This window comes from Methylorubrum pseudosasae, from assembly GCF_029504475.1.
Taxonomy (GTDB): Bacteria; Pseudomonadota; Alphaproteobacteria; order Rhizobiales; family Beijerinckiaceae; genus Methylobacterium; species Methylobacterium extorquens.
The window spans coordinates 1,750,610-1,772,293 of the sequence record NZ_JAQGDU010000002.1 but is presented as its reverse complement, the minus strand read 5'-3'; the positions used below and the strand labels follow the sequence as shown (position 1 = coordinate 1,772,293).

Sequence of the window (21,684 nt, the reverse complement as noted above, 5' to 3'; positions counted from 1 at the left end):
CGGGCCGGCGGCACGTCAGGGATGTTCGTGAGGGGCGGCGTCCGGGCTGGTCAGGCGTTCGGGCCGCGGACGCTCTCGACCATCCGGGCGATGGTCTCGATCGAGTAGAAGTTCTTCGGCGTCAGGCTCGCCGGCGGGATCATGATGTCGAACTCCGCCTCGACCGCGACCATCAGGTTGACGAGATCGAGCGACGAGAGCCCGACATCGACCAGGGCGTCCGCTTGATCGAATTTCGGCTTGATCGCGTGGCGCGCGGCGATCGCGTAGGCGAGGCCCATGGTGCGATCCGCGACGCTGGCTGCCACCGCTTGCGACATTGTCCTTTTTCCCTTTGGTCTGTGCCGACTGGATTGGTCTGTGACCGCTTCGATTTCAATACAGCCTGAGTTTTATCAATACTCTTGCTGATTGTGCCGAAAAAGCATTTATCGATGCTAAGTGTGATGCTGGTTAATCTGTCTTGTTGTCAGCGGCATTGTGAATGCGACCGATGCTGCGTGCCGCCTCATCCGGTGAGATTCCGATGAAGCGCCCGCCGCTATAGGCCAGGGAGGGCCGCTCGATCCGGTTCAGACGCACCGCGCGCACCGCGCCGAGAAGGATGGCGTGACTGTGCCGCTCGATGACTTCTTCCAGCGCGCAATCAACGATGGCCTGCGCCTCGGTGAGGCCGGAGGCGCCCGATTCCATGATCGTCCAATCCGCGTCGCGATAGCGGGCGGCGCCCCGCAACCCGCCGATGCCGGCGAAGCGCTCGGCGGTCGCCTGCTGCCCGGCCTCGAGGATGCTGACGCAGAAATGCCGCCGCCGGGCGATGACCGGCCAGGTCGAGGAGGCGCGGTTGACGCAGACCAGCATGGTCGGCGGATCGACGGAGAGGGAGACCGCCGAGGTCGCGGTGAGCCCGACTCGGTCCTCGCCGGTTCCGGCGGTGATCACGACGACCCCGCCGACGAGGCGGCGCATCGCCTGCTTGAGGAGCCCCCCGTCGATGGCGGGCTCCGGCGCCAGCGCGGCGGCGGCCATCACGCCCCCCATCTGCCGAACGAGCCGGCCGAGCTGCCCGGTGTCGATGATCTCCGGTGCGCAAGCATGGTTCGCAATCCGTTCGTCGATCTGAAATGGGACCTTGTGAAACCTGCCCGTTCCGCACCGGTCGAAACCGGACGTTATCGGTTCATCTCTATGTCGTTGCCTGTCCTTGCGGCTCGTCTGTGCAAGTCCAGGGCCCGGCTGGACGGGCCGGAAACTGTTCAGTTCCGGTACGAACCGCAGGATGTGCCGAGGGATGGTCCCGAACCGGGACGCGTCCTGCCGTCTAGCGAGATCGAAGCGATGTCCCAGAGCCCTGACGCCGCCCTCCCCGCCCGAAGCCGCGGGCGGAACGCCGCCCAGGCGCTCGTGGATCAGCTCGCGGCCAACGGCGTCACCCACGTCTTCGCGGTACCGGGCGAGAGCTACCTCCCGGTGCTCGATGCGCTCTACGAATCGGGCATCGCCCTCACCGTCTGCCGCCAGGAGGGCGGCGCGGCGATGATGGCGGAAGCCCACGGCAAGGCGACGGGGCAGCCCGGCATCTGCTTCGTCACCCGCGGTCCCGGCGCCACCAACGCCTCGGCCGGCATTCACATCGCCCAGCAGGATTCCACGCCGATGATCCTGTTCGTCGGCCAGATCGAGCGGGGTCTGCGCGACCGCGAGGCGTGGCAGGAGGTCGATTACCGCGCCGCCTTCGGGCCGATCGCGAAATGGGCCACCGAGATCGAGACCGGCGCGCGGATGCCGGAATACGTCTCGCGGGCCTTCCACACCGCCACCGGCGGCCGGCCGGGTCCAGTGGTGGTGGCGCTGCCGAAGGACATGCTGAAGGACGCCGCGGAAGGGCCGCTGGCCCCGCCCTTCCACGCCGTCGAGGCCGCGCCCGGCGCGGAGGATCTCGCGTCCCTCGCCGCCCTGCTGGCGGAGGCGAAAAACCCCCTCTTGGTGCTCGGCGGCAGCCGCTGGACCGAGCAGGCCTATGCCGATATCCGCCGCTTCACTGAGGCCTTCGATCTGCCGGTGGCCACGAGCTACCGCCGCCTGCCGCTGTTCGACCCGCTGCATCCGAACTACGCGGGCGATCTCGGGCTTGCCGCCAACCCGAAGCTGGTGGCGCGGGCCAAGGCCGCCGACCTGATGATCGTGCTCGGCGGCCGCCTCGGCGAGGTCGCGAGCCAGACCTATTCGCTCCTCGACATCCCGGCCCCCCGCACCCGCCTCGTCCACATCCATCCCGGAGCGGAGGAACTCGGCCGGGTCTACGTTCCGCATCTCGGCATCACCGCCGCGCCCGCCCGGATGGCGGCGGCTCTGGCGCGGCTCAAGGCGCCGGCCTCCGTCCCGTGGGCGGCTGAGACCCGTGCGGCCCATGACGCGTATCTGGCGTGGTCGCAGACCCCGACGCCGCAGCCCGGCCCGGTCAATCTCGGGCAGGTGATGGTGCATCTGCGCGAGGCGCTGCCGGAGGACGCGATCCTGTGCAATGGCGCGGGCAACTACGCCGCCTGGATCCACCGCTTCTACCGCTTCCGCCGCCTTGCCACCCACATGGCGCCGACCTCCGGCTCGATGGGCTACGGCGTGCCGGCGGCTGTGGCGATGAAGCGGATCTTTCCCGACCGCACCGTGATCGCGATCAACGGTGACGGCGACTTCCTGATGAACGGCCAGGAATTCGCGACCGCCGTGCAGTATGGCCTGAACATCGTCTGCATCGTCGCCGACAATGCGAGCTACGGCACGATCCGCATGCATCAGGAGCGCGATTTTCCGGGCCGTGTCCTCGCCACCGACCTCGTGAACCCGGACTTTGCCGCCTATGCCCGCGCCTTCGGCGGCGTCGGCTTCACCGTGGAGCGGACCGAGGATTTTCCGGCGGCATTGGACGAGGCCCTGGCGGCGCAGCGCCCGGCGATCATCCACGTGAAGTTCTCGGTCGATGCGATCACGCCGGGCCTGAGCCTCACGGCGATCCGCGAGCAGGCGCTGGCGGGCGATTGAAACATCGAAGCCACCCCAAGACCGTTCGGGCGAAGCGTGCGAGAGACAAGCATGGCCGTTCGGCCCCGGCCGCGAACCAAAATTCGTTTCGTCGCGTTCCTAGCGGCTGATGAGGAGACCACCCGATATGAAGGCGATTTATGCAGTGGCGGCCGTAGGCCTGGGCTTGATGGGATCCATCGCCTCAGTTTCGGCCCAGCCCTACGGCAGCCGTGACTATGGCTACGAAGAACGCGGCCGTGGCTATGGTGGCCGCGATTACGACGACGAGGACCGTGGCCGTGGCTATGGTGGTCGTGGCTATGGCCGTCGTGATTACGGCTTCGATGAGCGCGAGTATCTGCGCTGCAATCCGGACGTGCTTCGTGCTGTCCGACGGGGCCAGATGGAATCCGGAGCTGCGCACTACCAGACCTTCGGTCGCCGTGAGCGCCGCCGTCTGAGCTGCTAACCGAGATGAGTCTGTGGCGGCTGCAAAGCTTGAACTTTGTGCCGCTACGACAGCCGCCCGTGCGCGAAATCCCAGTAAAGCTGGCGTGCGAGGCGAAACACCGGCCCTGGCTCGAAGCGTATGTCATCGAGCCCGGTGACTGGGGCGACCTTGGCGAAGTTGCCGGCGGTGAAGACCTCGTCGGCGCTCAGGAAGTCCTCGTAGCGCAGCGTCTTCTCCACCACCGTGACACCGGCCCCGCGCAACAGCGCGAGGACGCGGGCGCGGGTGATGCCGGCGAGGAACGTCCCGTTCGGGACCGGGGTGTAGACCACCCCGTCTTGCGCGAAGAACGCATTGGCGTTGGCGAATTCGGCGACGTTGCCGAGCCCGTCGAGCATCAGGCAGTTGCCGAAGCCGCGCGACAAAGCCTCAGTGAGCGCCCGCGCCCCGTTGGGGTAGAGGCAGCCGGCCTTGGCATCGACGGGGGCGACCTCGATCGACGGACGGCGGAAGGGCGAGAGCGTCGCCTTGACGCCCGACGGCAGCGGCATCGGCGCGGTGTAGAGCGACAGGCACCAGTTGGTGGAGGTGGGATCGAAGCGCACGCCCCCGGCAAACCCGCTCTCGGCCCAGTACATCGGCCGGATGTAGAGTTCGGCATCGGGCGCAAAGCGCGTCAGCCCCTCGGCGACGAGCCGGGCCCACTCCTCGACCGCGACCTTCGGCGTGAGACCGAGGGCGGTGGCCGAGCGGTTGACCCGGGCGAGGTGCAGGTCGAGGTCGGGCGTGACGCCCTCGAAGGCGCGGGCGCCATCGAACACCGTCGAGCCGAGCCACGCACCGTGGGTGCGCGGCCCCATGATCCGGACGTTACCGGGGTGCCACGCGCCCTCGAAGAAGGTCCAGGTGTCGGGGAGCGAGGTGTCGTGATCGGGAGTCGTCATCGCGGCCGAGCCTCCGGGATGTGCTGAACCGGCCATCGCTCGAAGAGCGATGGCACCGCCAGCCGGGCGCGAAGAGCGCCCCGTGGAGCGGGTTCGGGAGGACGAACCGTCCTTCCGAATACAGAGCGGAACGAAAGCCAAGGCCGCGGAGGCGACCGCCGGCGTCTGAGGCTCAGCCTCGATGCATTCAGGCGGCTTCGAGCGCGCTGCCGGCGCCGGAGCGGCGGCTCAGCATCCGCTTGGCCTTGCCGGCCGCGCGCAGGGCGAGCGCCACGACCTTCGGCTGCGTCTTCCGGCAGAAGGCGACCTTCCGCACGTAGCTCTCGACATGCCAATGGCAGACCGCGCCGCGGGGAATGAACAACACATCGCCGGCCCGGAAGGTCTTGGGCGGGGAGAGGCCGTCGCTGATCGTGGCCGAGCCCTCGATGAAGTGGATCGTCTCGTCGATGTCGTAGTGCCACTCGAACCGGCCGGCGGTGCAGTCCCAGACCAGGGTCCAGGCCATGCCGTCGGCGCTGCGCGAGAGCATGGTGTTGCGGGCCACGGGCCGTCCCTCGTGGATCCAGCTCGGCTCGATCGGGGCGGCGCGCAGCTCGCCCGAGGTCACGGACGGAATCATCGCTGTGGTCGACACGGCATCCTCGCTGTAGCGCTCTCCGCCGAAACGGGCGCCGGTTCGGCGCACGAGAACGCGTTGATGACAAAGGGAGCGGGCGTTCGGGACCATTCCGGAAGCGCCGAGCTTATCGGAAATCACGGCTCCGATCGCATGACAAGTCGATTGTGCGGTTATGACTAACGCGACGGCCGGCGAAGACTGTCGAATTTCAACCGATCTTCCGCCGTATCAAGACTAGAGCCGATTTGGCACGCCTGCCCCGTTTCGAGACATGGGCCGGGCAACAGAGATTGGGCCGGAAAGACGGTGCCGTGCGGCCGGAGCCGACGTCTGCCGGGCGATTTTCCCATCATCGAAGTCATCGATCAAGACTTGTCGAAGTTTCGCGTTCAGCAAGTCTCGCAAGCTGTCATCCCGTTCCGGTACGGCAAAGTCTGGTCCAGGCCTTGCGCTCAAGGCCTCAACTCCGCGGTTTCGGGACAGCTTCAAGACATGCGCAGCGAAACGATCGCCCTTCATGCCGGCTTCGACCACGATCCGGCCACGCACGCGGTCGCTGTGCCGATCTATCAGAGCGTCGCCTACGCCTTCGACAGCGCCGACCACGGCGCCGCCCTGTTCAACCTGGAGGAAGAGGGTTTTCGCTACAGCCGGATCGCTAACCCGACGGTCGCCGTGCTGGAGCGGCGCGTGGCGGAACTGGAGGGAGGCCATTCGGCGCTCGCCGTCGCCTCGGGACAGGCCGCGCTCCACTACGCCATCGCCACCCTGGCGGATCACGGCGGCAACATCGTTGCGGTGCCCCAGCTCTACGGCACGACGCATACGCTGCTGGCTCACGTCCTGCCGCGCCAGGGCATCACCTGCCGCTTCGCCGCGAGCGATCGGGCCGAGGATATCGCGGCGCTGATCGATGGCGACACCCGCGCCGTCTACTGCGAATCGATCGGCAACCCGGCCGGCAATATCTGCGATATCGAGGCCCTGGCGGCGGTCGCCCACGCCCACGGCGTGCCGCTCGTGGTCGACAACACCGTGCCGACCCCGATCCTGATGCGGCCGATCGATTACGGGGCCGACATCGTCATCGCCTCGCTCACCAAGTTCATGGGCGGCCACGGCACCACGCTCGGCGGCATCATCGTCGATTCCGGGCGCTTCGACTGGACGGCGCAGGCTGAGCGCTTCCCGATGTTCACGCGGCCGGACGTCTCCTATCACGGCCTCGTCTACGCCGACCATTTCGGCCCCGGCGCCTTCGCCGCGCGGGCGCGCAGCGTCTACCAGCGCACCACCGGCGCCGTATTGCCGGCGATGTCGGCCTTCCTGCTGCTTCAGGGCATCGAGACGGTCGCGCTGCGGGTCGAGCGCCATGTCGCGAACGCGCGCAAGGTCGCCGAGCACCTGCGGGCGCACCCCCAGATCGCCTGGGTGAACTATGCCGGGTTCGAAGACAGCCCGAACCACCCAATGGCGCGCAAGTACCTGAAGGGCGAAGGCTCCTCGCTCCTGACCTTCGGCGTTGCGGGCGGCTTCGAGGGCGGCAAGACGTTCTACGACGCGCTGAAGCTGGTGAAGCGCCTCGTCAATATCGGCGACGCCAAATCGCTCGCCTGCCATCCGGCCTCGACCACGCACCGGCAGATGACCCGCGACGAGCAGCGGGTGGCGGGCGTGCTGCCGGAGACGATCCGGCTCAGCGTCGGCATCGAGCATATCGACGACATCCTCGAAGACCTCGAACAGGCGCTCGCCGCCGTGGCCCCCGCCGCACTCGCGGCCTGAACCCTTCCCCATCGTTTGCGGAGGAGACCCGCCATGCTGGACTACGGCACCCCGATCCAACCCGTGAGCCTGCCCGCGGCGGAGCTGGATCTCGGCGCAGTCGGCGGCGTCGCGTGGCCCGAGCCGGCGCAGCCAAAGCTTCGCGTCGGCCTCCTCAACAACATGCCCGACAGCGCCCTGGTGCAGACTGAGCGCCAGTTCCGGCGCCTGATCGGCCCAGGCGTCGAGCTGCGCCTGTTCAGCCTCGATACGGTCCCGCGCGGCCCCCTCGCCCGCGCCCATCTCGATCGCTTCTACGAGGCGCGAGGCGCGTTGGCCCAAGATGCGCTGGCAGGAGCCGGGCTCGATGCCCTCGTCGTCACCGGCGCCGAGCCGAAGGCCGAGCGTCTTGCCGACGAGCCGTTCTTCCCGGCGCTCGCGGCGGTGGTGGATTGGGTGGATGCGAGCGGCGTCCCGACCTTGTTCTCGTGTCTGGCCGCGCACGCGGCCGTGCTGCACCTCGATGGTATCGAGCGCCGGCCGCTGCCGACCAAGCATTCCGGCATCTATGCTTGCACGGCGGTCGCCCACCATCCGTTGCTCGCGGGGATGCCGGCGAGCGTGCCGGTGCCGCATTCGCGCTGGAACGACCTGCCGGAACAGGCGCTGACCGCCCGCGGCTACCGCGTCCTGCGGCGCTCCGAACAGGTCGGGGTCGATCTATTCGTCCGCGAGCGCGGTGCCTCGATGGTCTTCCTCCAGGGCCATCCGGAATATGACGGCGATACGCTCGCCCGCGAGTACCGCCGGGACATCGGCCGCTTCCTCGATGGCGAGCGGGACACCCCGCCCGCGCTGCCCGAGAATTACTACGTCGACGAGGCCGTCCTGCGTCTCGACGCCTTCGCCGCGGTGGCACGGGCCTATCGCTCGCCCGCCCTGCACGCCGACTTCCCGACGATGGCCGAGACCCTGCCCCGTCCGGCCGCTTGGCAGGAGGCCGCCGCCGGGCTGTTCCGCAACTGGCTCGCGCTGGTCTCGGACCGCGTCGCGCTCGCCGCGTGAGAGCGCCCGCGATGGACCAGACTTTCGCCGCAGCCTCCCCCGATCCGCTCGAGGGACGCCCGGAACCGGACAGCGCGGCCCCGCCGCCCCGGCCCTCCTCCACCGCCGGCTGGCTCGAAGCCCTGGCCCGCACGGCGCGGATCGACGCGAGCCCGGAGCGCATCTTCCCCCTCGTGCTGGATGCGGTCGCCGCCGAGCGCCCCCATGCGCCGGCCCTGATCGGCCGGGACGAGACCTTGAGCCATCGGGAACTCGCCGCCCGCCGCAACCGCTACGCCCGCTGGGCGCTGGCGCGCGGGCTCGCCAAGGGCGACACCGTCGCCCTCTTGATGCGGAGCTGCCCGGATTATCTCGCGGTCTGGCTCGGGCTCACCCGCGTCGGCGTCTGCGTGGCTCTGCTCAACACCCACCTGCGCGGCGCCGGCCTCGCCCATTGCCTTACGGTCGCCGCCCCCCGCCTCGTCATCGCCGCCAGCGACCTCGCCGAGGTGCTGGAGGGAGCCCTGCCCCATCTCGCCGAGCCGCCGGAGATCGTGTGGCAGGGGCCGGACGCGCGTGATTCGCTCGCCGCGGCGTCGGCGGAGTTTCGCGAGGCTCCGCTCGGGTCCGACGAGGCGCCACCCGTCACGCTGCGCGATCCGGCGCTGCTGATCTACACCTCCGGCACCACCGGCCTGCCCAAGGCCGCGCGGGTGAGCCACCACCGGGTGATGATGTGGACCCATTGGTTCGCCGGCCTGATCGACCCGACGCCCGACGACCGCATGTACGATTGCCTGCCGCTCTATCACAGCGTCGGCGGCGTGGTGGCCCCGGGCTCGGTGCTGCTCGGCGGCGGCTCGGTGGTGATCCGCGAGAAGTTCTCCGCCAGCCGGTTCTGGGCCGATGTGGCCGAGAGCGGGGCGACCCTATTCCAGTATATCGGCGAGCTGTGCCGCTATCTCACGCTCGCTGCGCCCGACCCCGCCGAGGGTCGGCACCGCCTGCGGCTCTGCACCGGCAACGGCATGCGCGCGGACGTCTGGGAGGCGTTCCAGGCGCGCTTCGCGATCCCCCGCATCCTCGAATTCTACGCCGCGACCGAGGGCACGCTCTCGCTCTACAATGTCGAGGGCCGCGTCGGAGCGGTGGGGCGCGTGCCCTCGTACATGGCCCGGCGCTCGCCGGCCCTGATTGTGCGCCACGACGTCACCACGGGCCTGCCGGCGCGCGACGCGCGGGGGCGCTGCATCCCGGCCGAGTTCGGCGAGTCTGGCGAATTGCTCGGCCGGCTCTCGGAGCGGGCGGAATACACATTCGAGGGTTATACCAGCGCCGCCGAGAGCGCGCGCAAGGTGCTGCGCGACGTGATCGAACCCGGTGATGCCTGGATGCGCACTGGCGACCTGATGCGCCGAGATGCGCAGGGCTTCTTCACGTTCGTCGATCGGATCGGCGACACGTTCCGCTGGAAGGGGGAGAACGTCGCCACCACCGAGGTCGCTGAGGCGCTCCACCGCGTCGCGGGCGTGTGCGAGGCCAACGTCTACGGCGTGTCCGTGCCGGGGGCGGAGGGCCGGGCCGGCATGGCGGCGCTCGCGGTCGGGCCGGATTTCGACCTCGCGCAGCTGCACGCCGAGATGAAAACCCGGCTTCCGGCCTATGCCCGGCCGCTGTTCCTGCGCCTGAGCGACGAACTCGGCCACACCGAGACCTTCAAGCAGAAGAAGGTCGCGCTGGCCGAGGACGGCTTCGACCCCGCCCGGACCGACGACCCGCTCTACATCGACCGCGACGGCGCCTACCGCCGGATCGACCAAGCGCTCTACGCGCAGATCGCCGGGGGCGGGCTTCGGCTTTGATGCGGGGAATCCAAAGGGATCATCCCTTTGGCGGGGCGCCGGGGCAGCGCCCCGGCTTCCCTCAACCAGGGCTCCGCCCTGGACCCGCGAAAGGGATGATCCCTTTCGAAACCCGATCCTCAAGCCGGCTGAAGGCTGCCGAGTGTACCTGACGGGGCACGCAGAACGCGCCGTAGCAAGCCGGCGAGGACGAGGCACACCAGCACTTCGCTCGTGATCGCCACGCCGAGCAGGCCCTCAATGCCGAACCCGCGCACCGCCGGGTAAACCAGGGCGAGGTTGAGGGCCGCCGCCGCGGCCGTCGCGGCGAAGACTGCACCCGTCCGCTCCAGGGCGCGAAACGCGCAGATCTGCGCGAAGGACACGAGCGAGACCGGAAACAGCAGCGAGTACCACGCCACCACCCAGGCATAGGCCGCCATGTCCGGCCCGAACGCCGCCGCGAGCAGGCTCTTGCCGGTGAGCGCCAGCAGCGCCGTGAAGCTCAGGCCCCCGGCAAAGCCGATGGCGGCGGTGATGCCGATGACCGGCCGCAGACCGTGGAGGCCGCCCTGCGCCAGGGCCCGGCCGGCGATCGGCGGGACGATGTTCTCGAGGGCGTCGCGGATCAGGTTGAGGACCCCGAGAATGCTCTGCGCCGCGCGCAGCACGCCGATCAGCGTCACGCCGAGCAGGGCTCCGGCGACGAGCAGGCCGCCATAGCCGCTCAGCCACTGCATCAATCCCGTGAGCACCAGCCAGCGGCCGGAATGCCATTGCCGCCGGCTCGCTGTGCCGAACTCGCCCGCCCGCCACGCCAGCGCACCCCGGAACGGGATCGCGCAGAGGCAGGACAGGGCGGCCGAGGCCGCGACGACCTCCAGGGCGCGGGTCGGCGAGAGCATCCCTGCCCGGCTGAGCAGGATCAGGCCCGCGAGCTTGATCCCCTGGTTGAGCGCATCGATTCCCAGAACGACCGGCGGCCGCCCGCGGGCGAACAGGTAGCGGCGGCAAAAGTCCTGGGCGAGGTGGGCGGCGCAGGCCACGCCCGCCGCGAGCCCCAGCGCCCGGTCGCCGAAAGCCAAGGCGAGCCCGATCGCGACAGCCCCGCCGGCGAGCGTCAGGAAGGCGGCTTCGTGGACGAGGACGATGGCGTAATAGGCGGGCCGCGCCTCGTCTCCCAGGCCTGGCCCGATGCTGATCATCGGGCAGACGACGAGGCCGAGCTGCAGGCTGACAGTGAGCAGCACCGCGATCCAGGCGGTTGAGAACAAGCCGAAAGCCTCAAGGCCGAGCGCGTGCGCCAGCACGATGGTGGTGGCGAAGTTGCAGGCGCTCACCAGCGCCTGATCGGCCACCGACAGCGCCGGGCCGGCCGCCCCCCGCGCGAGAACCCGTCTCCCAGGAACCCTTCGCCCGAGAACAGCGCGGCGGGCGCCGGCCAGGGCACGGAGGTCGCGCGGGAGGGCAGGCATGCTGTGTCCGAGTGAGGGCGAGGCGATGGAAATGCCTGCCGGAAGGAGGCCTGAGCGACCCTAGACGAGGTGGGCGCACGCACCACGCGGACATCGGGAGAGGCGGCGACGATTCCTCGATCGTTCGGGGTACGTCGGAAGTACGGGCCGGCGCGCTCCCGATGCGCCGCCGGCCTCGATTGTCAGGAGGTGCGCCGCCCGCAAGACTTCTCCCCGATCTGAACCGGTGGCGATTGTCGATGGGCGGGTGTTGATGGCAGCGACGACGACCGTCCCGGCCCTGTCGCGGGAAAGCCGCCTTGCGGAGTTGTTCCTGGCGGCGCTCGGCATCGCGTTTGCCGGGTACATGATCTTCGGCAAGAGCTTCGCCTATCTCGGCCTGCCGCCGCTCTATGCCGGCGAATTGCTGTTCCTGCTGGGGCTGCTCGCCGCGCTGCGGGCGCGATCGGGCATCAACCTCGTGGCTGGGCTCGCCACCGCACCCGCACTCTGTCTGGCCGCGCTGATGGGCTGGGTGCTGCTGCGGACGCTCACCGGCCTGCGCGAATACCGGGTCGATGCCCTGCGCGACGGCGCGGTCGCGCTCTATGGCGGCTACGCCTTCGTCATGATCGCCCTCCTGCTCGACGATCCGCGCCGGCTCGGGACCCTGCTGCGGATGTTCCGCTGGCTCGCGCGCATCGCGATCCCGATGGCGATCATCGCCTTCATCCTCGGCGACGTGCCGTTCTTCGCGGCGCGGGCGGGCGAACTCTCTGCCCATCTGACCGGTGCCTGCGTTCTGGCGCTGGTCGGCCTCGTCCGGGTCGGGCCGGGCTGGGTCGCCTTCGTCGGCCTCGGCGCGGTGCTCGCCGCCGCGCAGAACCGCGGCTCGATGCTGGCGATCGCGGTGCCGGTCTGCCTCGCCCTTCTGGCGGTCGGGCAATGGAAGCGGATGGCCGCGACGCTGATCCTCGGCGCCGGCCTTCTGGGCGCCGCCGCCGCCCTCGATGTCGAGGTGGAACTGCCCAACAGCGACCGGCCGGTCAGCGCGGCGGCGGTGGTGAACAACATCGTCAGCATCGTCGCCCCGAGCAGCGGCGGCAACCTCGACGACACCAAGCAGTGGCGGCTGCGCTGGTGGAACACCATCGTCGGCTACACCGTGAACGGGCCTTATTTCTGGACCGGCAAGGGCTTCGGGCCGAATCTGGCCGAAACCGACGGCTACGTGGTCGGGCTGGAGAATGGCGGGCCGACCCTGCGCAGTCCGCACAGCATCCACATGACCTACCTCGCCCGCAGCGGCGTGCCCGGCCTCGCCCTGTGGCTCCTCACCTGCGCCGTATGGATGGCGGCCATGCTCGCCGCCTTCTGGCGAGCGCGCCGGATGGGCGAGCGGAAATGGGAGAGCTTCTTCCTGTTCATCGCCTGCTACGTCGCCTCGATCGTCATCGATGCGAGCTTCGACGTCGCCCTGGAAGGGCCGATGCTGGCGATTCCGTTCTGGACGCTGATCGGCATCGGTATCGGTGCCGCGATGATCTTCCGGGCGCAGGCTGCCGCCCTCCCGCTCGACACGCCGTTCCGGCCCGGACGAGTGCGGGGCATGTCCCTGGGCGCACTCGCCGGTCTCGCGCTGCTCGCGCCCTGGCCCGCTGCGCCCGCCCGTGCCGAAGAGAGCCGTCGCACGGTCAGCGACCCGTCCGGCCCCTGCCTCGTGCTGCGCGACGTCTCCGACCGGACGATCGAGAACCTCGACCTCGGGCCGTGCGGCGGCGAGGGGGTGCGGATCGAGCGTTCGCGCAACGTGACGATCCGCAATCTCACGATCCGCGACACTGGGGATGTCGGCATCTATGTCGAGGGGAGCGACGGCGTCACGATCGAGGAGAACCGGATCGACAACACCCTCTCGGGCATCCGCGCGCTCTCCTCCACCGGGGTCGAGGTCCGCTGCAACAGCGTGCGCAACGTCCGGGGTCCGATCCCCGCCGGCCAGTTCGTGCAGTTCGACAAGGTGAAGGGGCCCGGCAACGGCATCTCCTGCAACATCGGCGAGAACGAGCCCGGCCGCGGCGTGCCGGAGGACGCGATCAGCCTGTTCCAATCGCGTGGCGAGCCGGGCCGGCCGATCCTGGTCAGCCGCAACCGCCTCGTCGGCGGCGGTCCGAGCCAATCCGGCGGAGGGATCATGCTCGGCGATGGCGGCGGCGCCTATCTGGAAGCCCGCGACAACCTGCTGATCGATCCGGGCCAGTACGGGATCGCGGTGGCCAGCGGAAGCCACATGACCATCGCCGACAACGTGGTGATCGCCCGGCCGCAGCTCTTCACCAATGTCGGCATCTCGGTCTGGAACCAGTACGCCGAGCCCTGCCACACCGTGACGGTGAGCGGGAACAGCGTCGATTGGCGCGCCCGCACCGGCCGGCCCAACCCGTGGTGGGATGCCAAGAACTGCGCCGGCACGCTCTGGTCCCTCAACCGGACGCTTACCCTCGATCCGCAGCGCGAGATCGCGGCTCAAGTCCCCTGCGCCTGCCGGACGGCCGGACGTACCGCCCAATCCCCCGCCCTACCCAAGACCCCGAAGGAAGCCGCGCGATGAGCGACCCGGTGCAAGGCCGCGTGCAAGACTCCTTGCAAGACCCCGTCGATGCCGAGCGCCCCGACATCGTGGTGCTGGCCCTGGCGCGCAATTGTGCGGCCACCCTCCCCGCCTTCCTGCGCTTCCTGTCCTCCCTGAGGGACGCGGGGCTCGATTGCCGCGCCCTCGTCGGCGAAAACGATTCCCGCGACGGCACCGGGGCGCTGCTCTATGCGGCGCAGGCGCGGGGCGAGCTCAGCCATGTCCCCACCGCCTTCATGTCCGACATCCGCGGCCGGCTGGCGCGGATGGCCCGGGGCCGCGAACATCTCAAGCGCGTGCTCGACGGTCAGGGGCCGGCGCCCGCCTATGTCTGTGTCGCCGACATCGACAACGTCATGGCGCGCCCGCCCGAAGCGGGGGCGGTTCTCGCGGCGCTGGCCAAGCTGGAGCGGCCGGGCCTGTTCGCCGTCTCGGCGGCGTCGCAGCCGCACTATTACGATCTGCTCGCCTACGAGGACGAGGCGGTGAGCTACGAGTACCTTCTCGACGACATCGCCCGACACCGCCGCGGCGCGCTCGGCTATTACCGCTTCTTCTCCGACACGATCTACCCGGCGCAAAGCGCTCTGACGCGGGAGCGCGAGACCACCTGCCTCTCGGCCTTCAACGGGCTGACGCTCTACCGCGGCGCGGATTACCGGCTCGGCTCCTATCTCGACGACGATTACGCGCGCTGCGAGCATCTCACTCTCAACCGCCGCATCGCCGCCGCCACGGGCCGGCGGATGCTGGTCGATCCGGGCCTCGTCCTGCGCACCCCCGGCGATCACGCCCAGCGCGGGTTTCTCTCGTTCTACGCGAGCCGGGTGCGGAAGATGGCGGTGGCGCGCCTGCGGGGGTGAGGCCGTCCGGGCTTGTGCCGAGACATATCGGCGTGATGGCCCTCCACCGCATTCCGGTATCCGGAGGCTGAGGACCAGCGTTTTGGATCGAGTTGCAATCCTTTCCCGTCGTGGGGAGTGGCCGTCAGGGTCTAACCGGGAAGCTGACGTCCCGCCTGCAAATCAAGACAGATGTCTGTCGGACGATCGCTGACCGCTGCACCGAATTGTCGGTTGTATGTTCAGCGCGATCGCTCGTTGAAGTCGGCCGGTCTCCCGCTCGCACTCGCAGCCTATCGCGCGCTGAGCAGTCGCTACCTGGATTCCAGGCAGTCGATACCGGTCAAATGAAGCAGATAAATTGCCATTTCATCCTGCATACTTTGCCTAACTTCCTTTTTTCGTACGTTTTTCCCAGGAAATATGTTGCAGATGCAGCACAGCGACATCCGAACGTTGGAAGTCGATAAGTTTCCAGACGCACTATAGGATTGGAGGGATTGCTGGCGATGAGCGTTCCCGTCATGCTTCTTATGAAGGCGAAGGGTTGATCACATCCGCGGCATCGCCTGATAAATAATCAACAAGAATGAGTCGCGGTTTTCCGACTTTTAAATTGGCTTAGTTCAAGCAAAGTCGGAAATTTGGATTCTTCTACAAAGGGGAGAGGACGCAATGGCGCTGCCGATCAATTTTAATAATACGGTCTATGCTCCTGGATTTCTTGGAACCGATGACGGCGGGGCATCTGGTAATTTCCAAGTCGATGCTGCCTCCACCTACTCTGTCAGCGTCATGGGGACGGTCAACGGACCGGGTAGCACGGTCAGCTTGACTTACGGGGCCGACGCGCCAGCCGCATTTGCCGGAAAATCGGTGCAGCTCACTGCAACCCAATTCGACAACTCGAATATGATATTGTTTACCAGCAATGCCATTCCTCCCGGAGAGACGGACCAGGGGAATTATCGATACATTCTGTCGAATACTCAGTTGTACGGATCAAATCCTCCGGCCGGGACAACTCGGACGCGCTTTACAGCGGACACCAATAATGCCCTCGGTGATTACGCAGTAGCGGCGACGGGCGGCACCGGAGCCACCGGCGGCACCGGCGGCACCGGAGCCACGGGCGGCACGGGAGCAACGGGCGGCACGGGAGCAACGGGCGGCACGGGAGCAACGGGCGGCACGGGCGGCACGGGCGGCACGGGAGCAACGGGCGGCACGGGAGCAACGGGCGGCACGGGAGCAACGGGCGGCACGGGAGCCACGGGCGGAACCGGAGCGACCGGTGGCACAGGAGCCACGGGCAGCACCGGAGCGACCGGTGGCACAGGAGCCACCGGCGGCACCGGGGCCACCGGCGGTACCGGTCCCGTCATCTGCTTCACGCCCGGCACCCGCATCGCGACGCCGGATGGCGAGCGCGCGATCGAGCACCTGCAGCCCGGCGATGTCGTGAGCCTCGCCGACGGCGCCGTCGCCACCGTACGCTGGATCGGCCGTCGCTTCCTCGATCTGCGGACGCATCCGCAGCCCACCACCGCTCACCCCGTGCGGATCGCCGCCGGCGCCTTCGGTCAGGGCCTGCCAGTGCGGGACCTCATCGTCTCGCCCGGCCACGGCCTCTACTGCGACGGCGTTCTCATCCCCGCGATCTGCCTCGTCAACGACCGCACGATCACACGGGTTGAGGTCACGTCGGTCGAATACCTGCACGTCGAGTTGGAGCGGCATGCGCTCCTACTGGCCGAGGGGCTGCCGACGGAAAGCTATCTCGACGTGGACAACCGCGGCTTCTTCGAGAACGGCGGAGCGCCGCTGATCCTGCACCCGACCTTCGCGGCGATGGCGCATGAGGGGGGCTGTGCGCCCTACGTGATTGCCGGGGCCAAGCTGCGAACGGTGCGGGCGCAACTGGAGCGTCAGGCCGACATCTGGGAGGCGCAGCGGCAGCCGGGTACCGGCTGGCGGGCACGTCTCGGCCTCAGCCGCCGCACCGCGTGACGATCGCTTCGGCGCTGAGACCTTTCTCAGCGCCGAACGCCCCGCGATGCGGAGGCGGTTCTGGCCCCGGCCCCGATGAACCCTGCTCCGAAATCGGTCGGGGCGCAGCGGCCTGACCTGCGGACCGATCGGCCGGCCGGGCCGGTTTCCTCGCCGCGCAGAAGCCCGTGCGGACTCAGCCGAGACAGATGTGATGGCCAATCGGCTTCGTCGATGGAGGGCGGCTGCCCGTTCCTGGTCCGTTCAGGCCCGGTTGCTCAGGCAGCGGCGCCTGATCGCCGGCTCCGGGCTGTTCGACGAGTCGCTCTACCTGTTCGAAGCCCCCGACGTGATGCGTGAGGAGGCGGAGCCGATCGAGCATTTCTGCCGTTTCGGCTGGCGCGAGGGCCGGCGGCCGAACCTCTACTTCGATCCGCTCTGGTATCGCGACCGGTATCTTGAGGGAGCCGACCGGAACCCGCTCGTGCATTACCTCACGATCGGCGAGAGCGCCGGTTGCCGCCCGGTCTGCTATTTCGACCCGCACTGGTACGCGCGAACCTACCGGCTGCCGAGCCGGGCCAACGCGCTGGCCCACTACCTCGCCCACCGGCGCAGTCAGCGTTTCGCGCCCAACCCGGACTTCGATCTCGCCTTCTATCTCGACCGCTATGGTGTCGAGATCGGCCCGAACCGCGATCCCTTCGCGCATCACCTGCGCTTCGGGGCCGCCCGAGATATCGACCCGTCGCCGCATTTCGACGCGGGGCATTACCGCAAATCGACGATGACCGATCTGACACCCGAGACGCGCACGCCGTGGGCTGCGGCCGATCTACGCGTGCCCCTCGTTCATTATCTGGACACGCAGTATCGCCGTTCCTAAGCCCATCAGCGAAGCAGTATCCTCAAATGCTGTTTGCAGACTGAATAATTCAGCCAGGTATCTGCTTTGTGCCAGACTGCTTGTGTGTATGGCGAATATTTTTCTGTCGAATTTTGCCAATGTATATCGTGCTGATGCTGGATCGAATGCTTGAGATGCGACGCTGCGCGCATCTCGGTTTGGGAAAGACAGGCAGCGTGCATTCGATATCGTGAGGGCGCCGTGCTCCGGCGGCTGTACTCTCTTCGACGTATGAGGCCTCTTCCCGTGACGCCGACTGGCCAGACCGTCTGCCTGTGCATGATCGTCAAGAACGAGGCGCACGTCATCCAGCGCTGCCTCGCCTCAGTCCGGCCGATCATCGATCGCTGGGTCATCGTCGATACTGGCTCAACGGACGGGACGCAGGCGATCATCGGCGATGCACTGCGCGATCTGCCCGGCACCCTGCACCAGCGGCCCTGGCAGGATTTCGCGCACAACCGCAGCGAGGCCCTCGCCCTTGCGCGCGCGCACGGGACATTCACGCTGATCATCGACGCCGACGACACGCTCCGCATTCCGCCCGGCTTCGTTTTGCCGGATCTAGAGGCCGATGCCTACATCCTTGATATCGCGGATGACGGGATCGTCTACCAGCGCACGCAAATCGTCCGCTCCGCGCTGCCCTGGCGCTACCGAGGTGTGCTGCACGAGTTCCTGACCTGCGGAGACGTGGCCTCCACCGCCGGCGCGCTGCCGGTGACGATGGTGCGCAACCACGACGGCGCCCGCCGCCGCGACCCGCAGACCTACCACCGGGACGCGCAGGTCCTCGAAAGCGCGCTCGCGACCGAGACGGACCCTTTCCTCGTGGCGCGCTACACCTTCTATCTCGCGCAGAGCTACCGCGATTGCGGCCAGCCCGCCAAGGCGCTCGAGGCCTATCTGCGCCGGGCCGAGCTCGGCTTCTGGATCGAGGAGGTCTATGTCAGTCTGCTCCAGGCCGGACGGATGATGGAGCGGCTGGGCCGCGATCTCGACCTCATCCTCGCGACCTATGCCCGGGCCAGCGCGGCCGTGCCCGGACGGGCCGAGGCCGCCCACGCCGCCAGCCGCCTCTGCCGCCTTCTGTGCCGCTATGCGCAGGGTCGAGCCGTGGCCGAGCCGTCGCTCGGTCTGCCGGCTCCGGCGGACGCCCTGTTCGTCGAAACCTGGATCTACGCCTACGGCCTCTACGACGAGTTCGCGGTCAACGCCTACTGGTGCGACAGCAACCTTGAATGCCTCGATGCGTGCCTGCGTGCCCTTGAGAGCGGACAGGTGCCGGATGCGGAGCGTCCGCGCTTCCTGGCTAACATGCGCTTCGCCCTCGACAGGCTACGCCAGTCCCCCTGACGCCGGTCTCTTGCGAGAGCAGGCCGTGGGAAGGATCGAGCCGCACGGCCAGCCTCCACCTGTCGCATGCGCCGATTAGACCTGACGCAAGGGGCACAGCTCTGGCTCCGATCTCGCCGTCGCGGATCGTGTGAGGGTCGGGAGTCGAAGTGCAGCGACGGGTCGAGGTCTCGGGCCATCCTGAAGCGTGATCGGACGTCACGAAAGCGTATTGAGAGAACTCGAAGAGGGCATTTTGAGCCCTTTACCTGAGCCGAGCCTCCTCTCCTCCCGAGCCTCGAAGCTGACGGTGACGATCGGGCCAAGCTCGGTCGTCCAAGGTGGCTCAGACTACTGGCAAGCCGACGTTCCGGGGGCTTCGGTAGAACGGGAAAACAGGCCGCGACGACCTCCGCCACGGGCCGGCGGATGCTGGTCGATCCGGGCCTCGTCCTGCGCACCCCCGGCGATCACGCCCAGCGCGGGTTTCTCTCGTTCTACGCGAGCCGGGTGAGGAAGATGGCGGTGGCGCGGCTGCGGGGGTGACGGGCGCCGCCGGTGGCGGCTCGGCAAGAGGCGCTTCCGGCCAAGCCCCCTTACCTTCGGCTGCCGCCTCGCCACGCTTCCCGGCGCAGGGAGAGCGGAAGCAACGGTTCCCGAAAGCGATCAACCGGAAACCGTATCACGCGCGTGAGGCCGTCACTTCCTGAACGGCACGCCTTTCGTGGTGAAGCGCTGCCCGCCACCCGCGGAGCGTACGGGGCGCGGCTGGCCCCGCCCCTTGCCCACGCCTAAGCCCGTTCCCGGCGGCTGCGAGAACGGCACGAGCTGGTCCGGCCTCGGCCCGATGAGATCCGCGCGGCCCATCTCGCGCAGCGCCTCGCGAAGCAGGGGCCAGTTCTCGGGGTCGTGGTAGCGCAGGAACGCCTTGTGCAGCCGCCGCTGCCGCAGGCCCTTGATCGCATCGACGGGCTCGCTGCCGCCGCGGCGCACGCCCTGCAGCGGGTTGATCTCGGTGTGATACATGGTCGTGGCCGTCGCCATGGGCGAGGGCAGGAAGGTCTGGACCTGATCGGCGCGGTAGTCGTTCTTCTTGAGCCAGAGCGCGAGGTTCAGCATGTCCTCGTCGGTCGTGCCCGGATGCGCCGCGATGAAATACGGGATCAGGTAATATTTCTTGCCGGCCTTCTTGGCGGCGGCGTCGAACATCTCCTTGAAGCGGTCGTAGGTGCCGATGCCCGGCTTCATCATCAGGTCGAGGGGGCCGCGCTCGGTGTGCTCGGGCGCGATCTTGAGACGGCCGCCGACATGGTGGGTCACGAGCTCCTCGACGTATTCGGGGCTTCGGACCGCGAGGTCATAGCGCACGCCGGAGGCGACCATCACCTTCTTGACGCCCTTCACCTCGCGGACCTTGCGGTAGAGCCGGATCAGGTCGTCGTGCGAGGTGTTCAGGTTGGGGCAGATGTCCGGGAAGACGCAGGACGGCAGCCGGCACGCCGCCTCGATCTTCGGGTCCTTGCAGGCCATCCGGTACATGTTCGCGGTCGGCCCGCCGACATCCGAGATCACCCCGGTGAAGCCCGGCGTCTTGTCGCGGATCCGCTCGATCTCGCGCAGGATCGAGCCCTCAGAGCGGTTCTGGATGACGCGGCCCTCGTGCTCGGTGATGGAGCAGAAGGTGCAGCCGCCGAAGCAGCCGCGCATGATCGTCACCGAGAACTTGATCATGTCCCAGGCGGGGATCTTCGCGTCGCCGTAGGACGGGTGGGGCGCACGCGCGTAGGGCAGGTCGTAGACCGCATCCATCTCGTCGCTGGTCAGCGGGATCGGCGGCGGGTTCAGCCACAGGTCGCGGTCGCCGTGGCGCTGGACGAGCGGGCGCGCGTTGCCGGGATTGGCCTCGCGGTGCAGCACGCGCGAGGCGCGGGCATAGGCCTCCTTGTCGTCCTTGACCTCGTCGTAGGCGGGGAGCCGGATCACGGTGTCGCCGGGCCGACGGGCGGCGGCCTCGTCCGTCGAGTCGAGATCGTCGGCGGGCAGCTCGGTGTAATGCTCGGGCACGCGGCGGAACAGGGCCACACCCCGGACCGACTCGAGTTCGTGCGGCGCTTCGCCGGCCGCGAGGCGGTTCGCCACCTCGACCACGGCGCGCTCGGCATTGCCGTAGAGGAGCAGATCGGCTTTCGCATCCGCCAGAATCGAGCGGCGCACCTTGTCGGACCAGTAATCGTAGTGGGCGATCCGGCGCAGCGACGCCTCGATGCCACCGAGCACGATCGGCACGTCCTTGTAGGCCTCGCGGCAGCGCTGCGTGTAGACGATGGTGCAGCGATCCGGCCGCCGGCCGCCTTCCCCGCCGGCCGTGTAGGCGTCGTCATGGCGTAAGCGACGGTCCGCCGTGTAGCGGTTCACCATCGAATCGAGGTTGCCGCCGGTGACGCCGAAGAACAGGCGCGGCTTGCCCAGGGCCTTGAACGGCTCCGCCGACTGCCAGTCGGGCTGCGCGATGATGCCGACCCGGAACCCCTGCGCTTCGAGCAGCCGGCCGATGATCGCCATGCCGAAGCTGGGATGATCCACGTAGGCGTCACCGGTCACCAGGACGATGTCGCAGGCGTCCCACCCGAGCGCCGTCATCTCGGCGCGGCTCATCGGCAGGAACGGCGCAGCCGTTCCGGGGGGCGGTTTGCAAGCCAAGGGGGCCACGGGAGCCAAGGGGGCTACGGGAGCCAAGGATCGCTCAGTTGAAGCTCGGAGTTCCATGGGGCTATCCATAGGCCGCCAAGGCCGCGAGCTCAACGAAGAGCAAGCGGGCCATCCGTCGCCCCTCGA

General features: G+C 68.3%; 16 protein-coding genes. 10 read left to right on the top strand and 6 right to left on the bottom strand.

Translation table 11 applies throughout. The features are described from left to right. Nucleotides 1–50: 50 nt before the first annotated feature. Together M2437_RS09240 and M2437_RS09235 are read right to left on the bottom strand one after the other, a co-directional pair. Nucleotides 51–320, bottom strand: coding sequence for a phosphopantetheine-binding protein (locus M2437_RS09240; RefSeq protein ID WP_003604907.1), 270 nt, complete (start codon nucleotides 318–320; stop codon nucleotides 51–53). Nucleotides 321–453: 133 nt separating this feature from the next. Next, the gene (locus tag M2437_RS09235) at nucleotides 454–1,029 is read right to left on the bottom strand and encodes a flavin reductase family protein (protein WP_253387206.1); all 576 of its coding nucleotides are present in this window, start codon (nucleotides 1,027–1,029) and stop codon (nucleotides 454–456) included. A gap of 309 nt (nucleotides 1,030–1,338) precedes the next feature. Between M2437_RS09235 and M2437_RS09230 the strand changes: the two genes are divergently transcribed. Continuing rightward, entirely contained in the window at nucleotides 1,339–3,042 is a 1,704-nt protein-coding gene (locus M2437_RS09230) for a thiamine pyrophosphate-binding protein (protein ID WP_253387205.1), read from the top strand. Nucleotides 3,043–3,169: 127 nt separating this feature from the next. Further along, complete coding sequence (locus tag M2437_RS09225) at nucleotides 3,170–3,493, top strand: hypothetical protein (RefSeq protein ID WP_003604914.1); 324 nt, start codon at nucleotides 3,170–3,172, stop codon at nucleotides 3,491–3,493. Nucleotides 3,494–3,537: 44 nt separating this feature from the next. On the opposite strand, the gene M2437_RS09220 is transcribed toward M2437_RS09225, so the two are convergent. Both M2437_RS09220 and M2437_RS09215 read right to left on the bottom strand, forming a co-directional pair. After that, nucleotides 3,538–4,419: a branched-chain amino acid aminotransferase gene (locus M2437_RS09220; protein ID WP_253387204.1), complete on the bottom strand. Its 882-nt coding sequence runs from the start codon at nucleotides 4,417–4,419 to the stop codon at nucleotides 3,538–3,540. A gap of 187 nt (nucleotides 4,420–4,606) precedes the next feature. Further along, nucleotides 4,607–5,041 (bottom strand): cupin domain-containing protein, encoded by a 435-nt coding sequence (locus tag M2437_RS09215; RefSeq protein ID WP_056505522.1) that lies wholly within the window; start codon nucleotides 5,039–5,041, stop codon nucleotides 4,607–4,609. Nucleotides 5,042–5,533: 492 nt separating this feature from the next. Between M2437_RS09215 and M2437_RS09210 the strand changes: the two genes are divergently transcribed. The 3 genes from M2437_RS09210 to M2437_RS09200 are packed head-to-tail and all read left to right on the top strand — an operon-like array spanning nucleotide 5,534 to nucleotide 9,711. Next, nucleotides 5,534–6,826, top strand: coding sequence for an O-acetylhomoserine aminocarboxypropyltransferase/cysteine synthase family protein (locus tag M2437_RS09210; RefSeq protein ID WP_253387203.1), 1,293 nt, complete (start codon nucleotides 5,534–5,536; stop codon nucleotides 6,824–6,826). Between the two features lie 33 nt (nucleotides 6,827–6,859). Next, nucleotides 6,860–7,870 carry a homoserine O-succinyltransferase MetA gene (metA, locus tag M2437_RS09205; RefSeq protein ID WP_253387202.1) on the top strand — a complete coding sequence of 337 codons (1,011 nt, stop codon included), beginning with the start codon at nucleotides 6,860–6,862 and terminating at the stop codon, nucleotides 7,868–7,870. Nucleotides 7,871–7,881: 11 nt separating this feature from the next. Continuing rightward, nucleotides 7,882–9,711, top strand: coding sequence for a long-chain-acyl-CoA synthetase (locus tag M2437_RS09200; RefSeq protein WP_253387201.1), 1,830 nt, complete (start codon nucleotides 7,882–7,884; stop codon nucleotides 9,709–9,711). Between the two features lie 119 nt (nucleotides 9,712–9,830). Here M2437_RS09200 and M2437_RS09195 read toward each other — a convergent pair whose 3' ends face one another. After that, nucleotides 9,831–11,165 (bottom strand): lipopolysaccharide biosynthesis protein, encoded by a 1,335-nt coding sequence (locus M2437_RS09195; protein WP_253387200.1) that lies wholly within the window; start codon nucleotides 11,163–11,165, stop codon nucleotides 9,831–9,833. A 253-nt stretch (nucleotides 11,166–11,418) separates the two neighbouring features. On the opposite strand from M2437_RS09195, the gene M2437_RS09190 reads away from it, so the two are divergent. The 5 genes from M2437_RS09190 to M2437_RS09170 all read left to right on the top strand — a co-directional run bounded on the left by M2437_RS09190 (nucleotide 11,419) and on the right by M2437_RS09170 (nucleotide 18,870). Continuing rightward, nucleotides 11,419–13,755, top strand: a complete 2,337-nt coding sequence (locus M2437_RS09190) for a right-handed parallel beta-helix repeat-containing protein (protein WP_253387199.1) — start codon at nucleotides 11,419–11,421, stop codon at nucleotides 13,753–13,755. Further along, complete coding sequence (locus tag M2437_RS09185) at nucleotides 13,752–14,639, top strand: glycosyltransferase family 2 protein (RefSeq protein ID WP_253387198.1); 888 nt, start codon at nucleotides 13,752–13,754, stop codon at nucleotides 14,637–14,639. Before M2437_RS09190 ends, M2437_RS09185 begins: the two co-directional genes overlap by 4 nt. A gap of 654 nt (nucleotides 14,640–15,293) precedes the next feature. Beyond that, nucleotides 15,294–16,628: a Hint domain-containing protein gene (locus M2437_RS09180; RefSeq protein ID WP_277570260.1), complete on the top strand. Its 1,335-nt coding sequence runs from the start codon at nucleotides 15,294–15,296 to the stop codon at nucleotides 16,626–16,628. Nucleotides 16,629–16,881: 253 nt separating this feature from the next. Next, entirely contained in the window at nucleotides 16,882–17,493 is a 612-nt protein-coding gene (locus M2437_RS09175; RefSeq protein ID WP_253387196.1) for a hypothetical protein, read from the top strand. A 252-nt stretch (nucleotides 17,494–17,745) separates the two neighbouring features. After that, nucleotides 17,746–18,870, top strand: coding sequence for a glycosyltransferase family 2 protein (locus M2437_RS09170; RefSeq protein ID WP_277570259.1), 1,125 nt, complete (start codon nucleotides 17,746–17,748; stop codon nucleotides 18,868–18,870). Nucleotides 18,871–19,548: 678 nt separating this feature from the next. On the opposite strand, the gene M2437_RS09165 is transcribed toward M2437_RS09170, so the two are convergent. Then, the gene (locus tag M2437_RS09165) at nucleotides 19,549–21,615 is read right to left on the bottom strand and encodes a YgiQ family radical SAM protein (RefSeq protein ID WP_253387194.1); all 2,067 of its coding nucleotides are present in this window, start codon (nucleotides 21,613–21,615) and stop codon (nucleotides 19,549–19,551) included. Nucleotides 21,616–21,684: the final 69 nt, after the last annotated feature.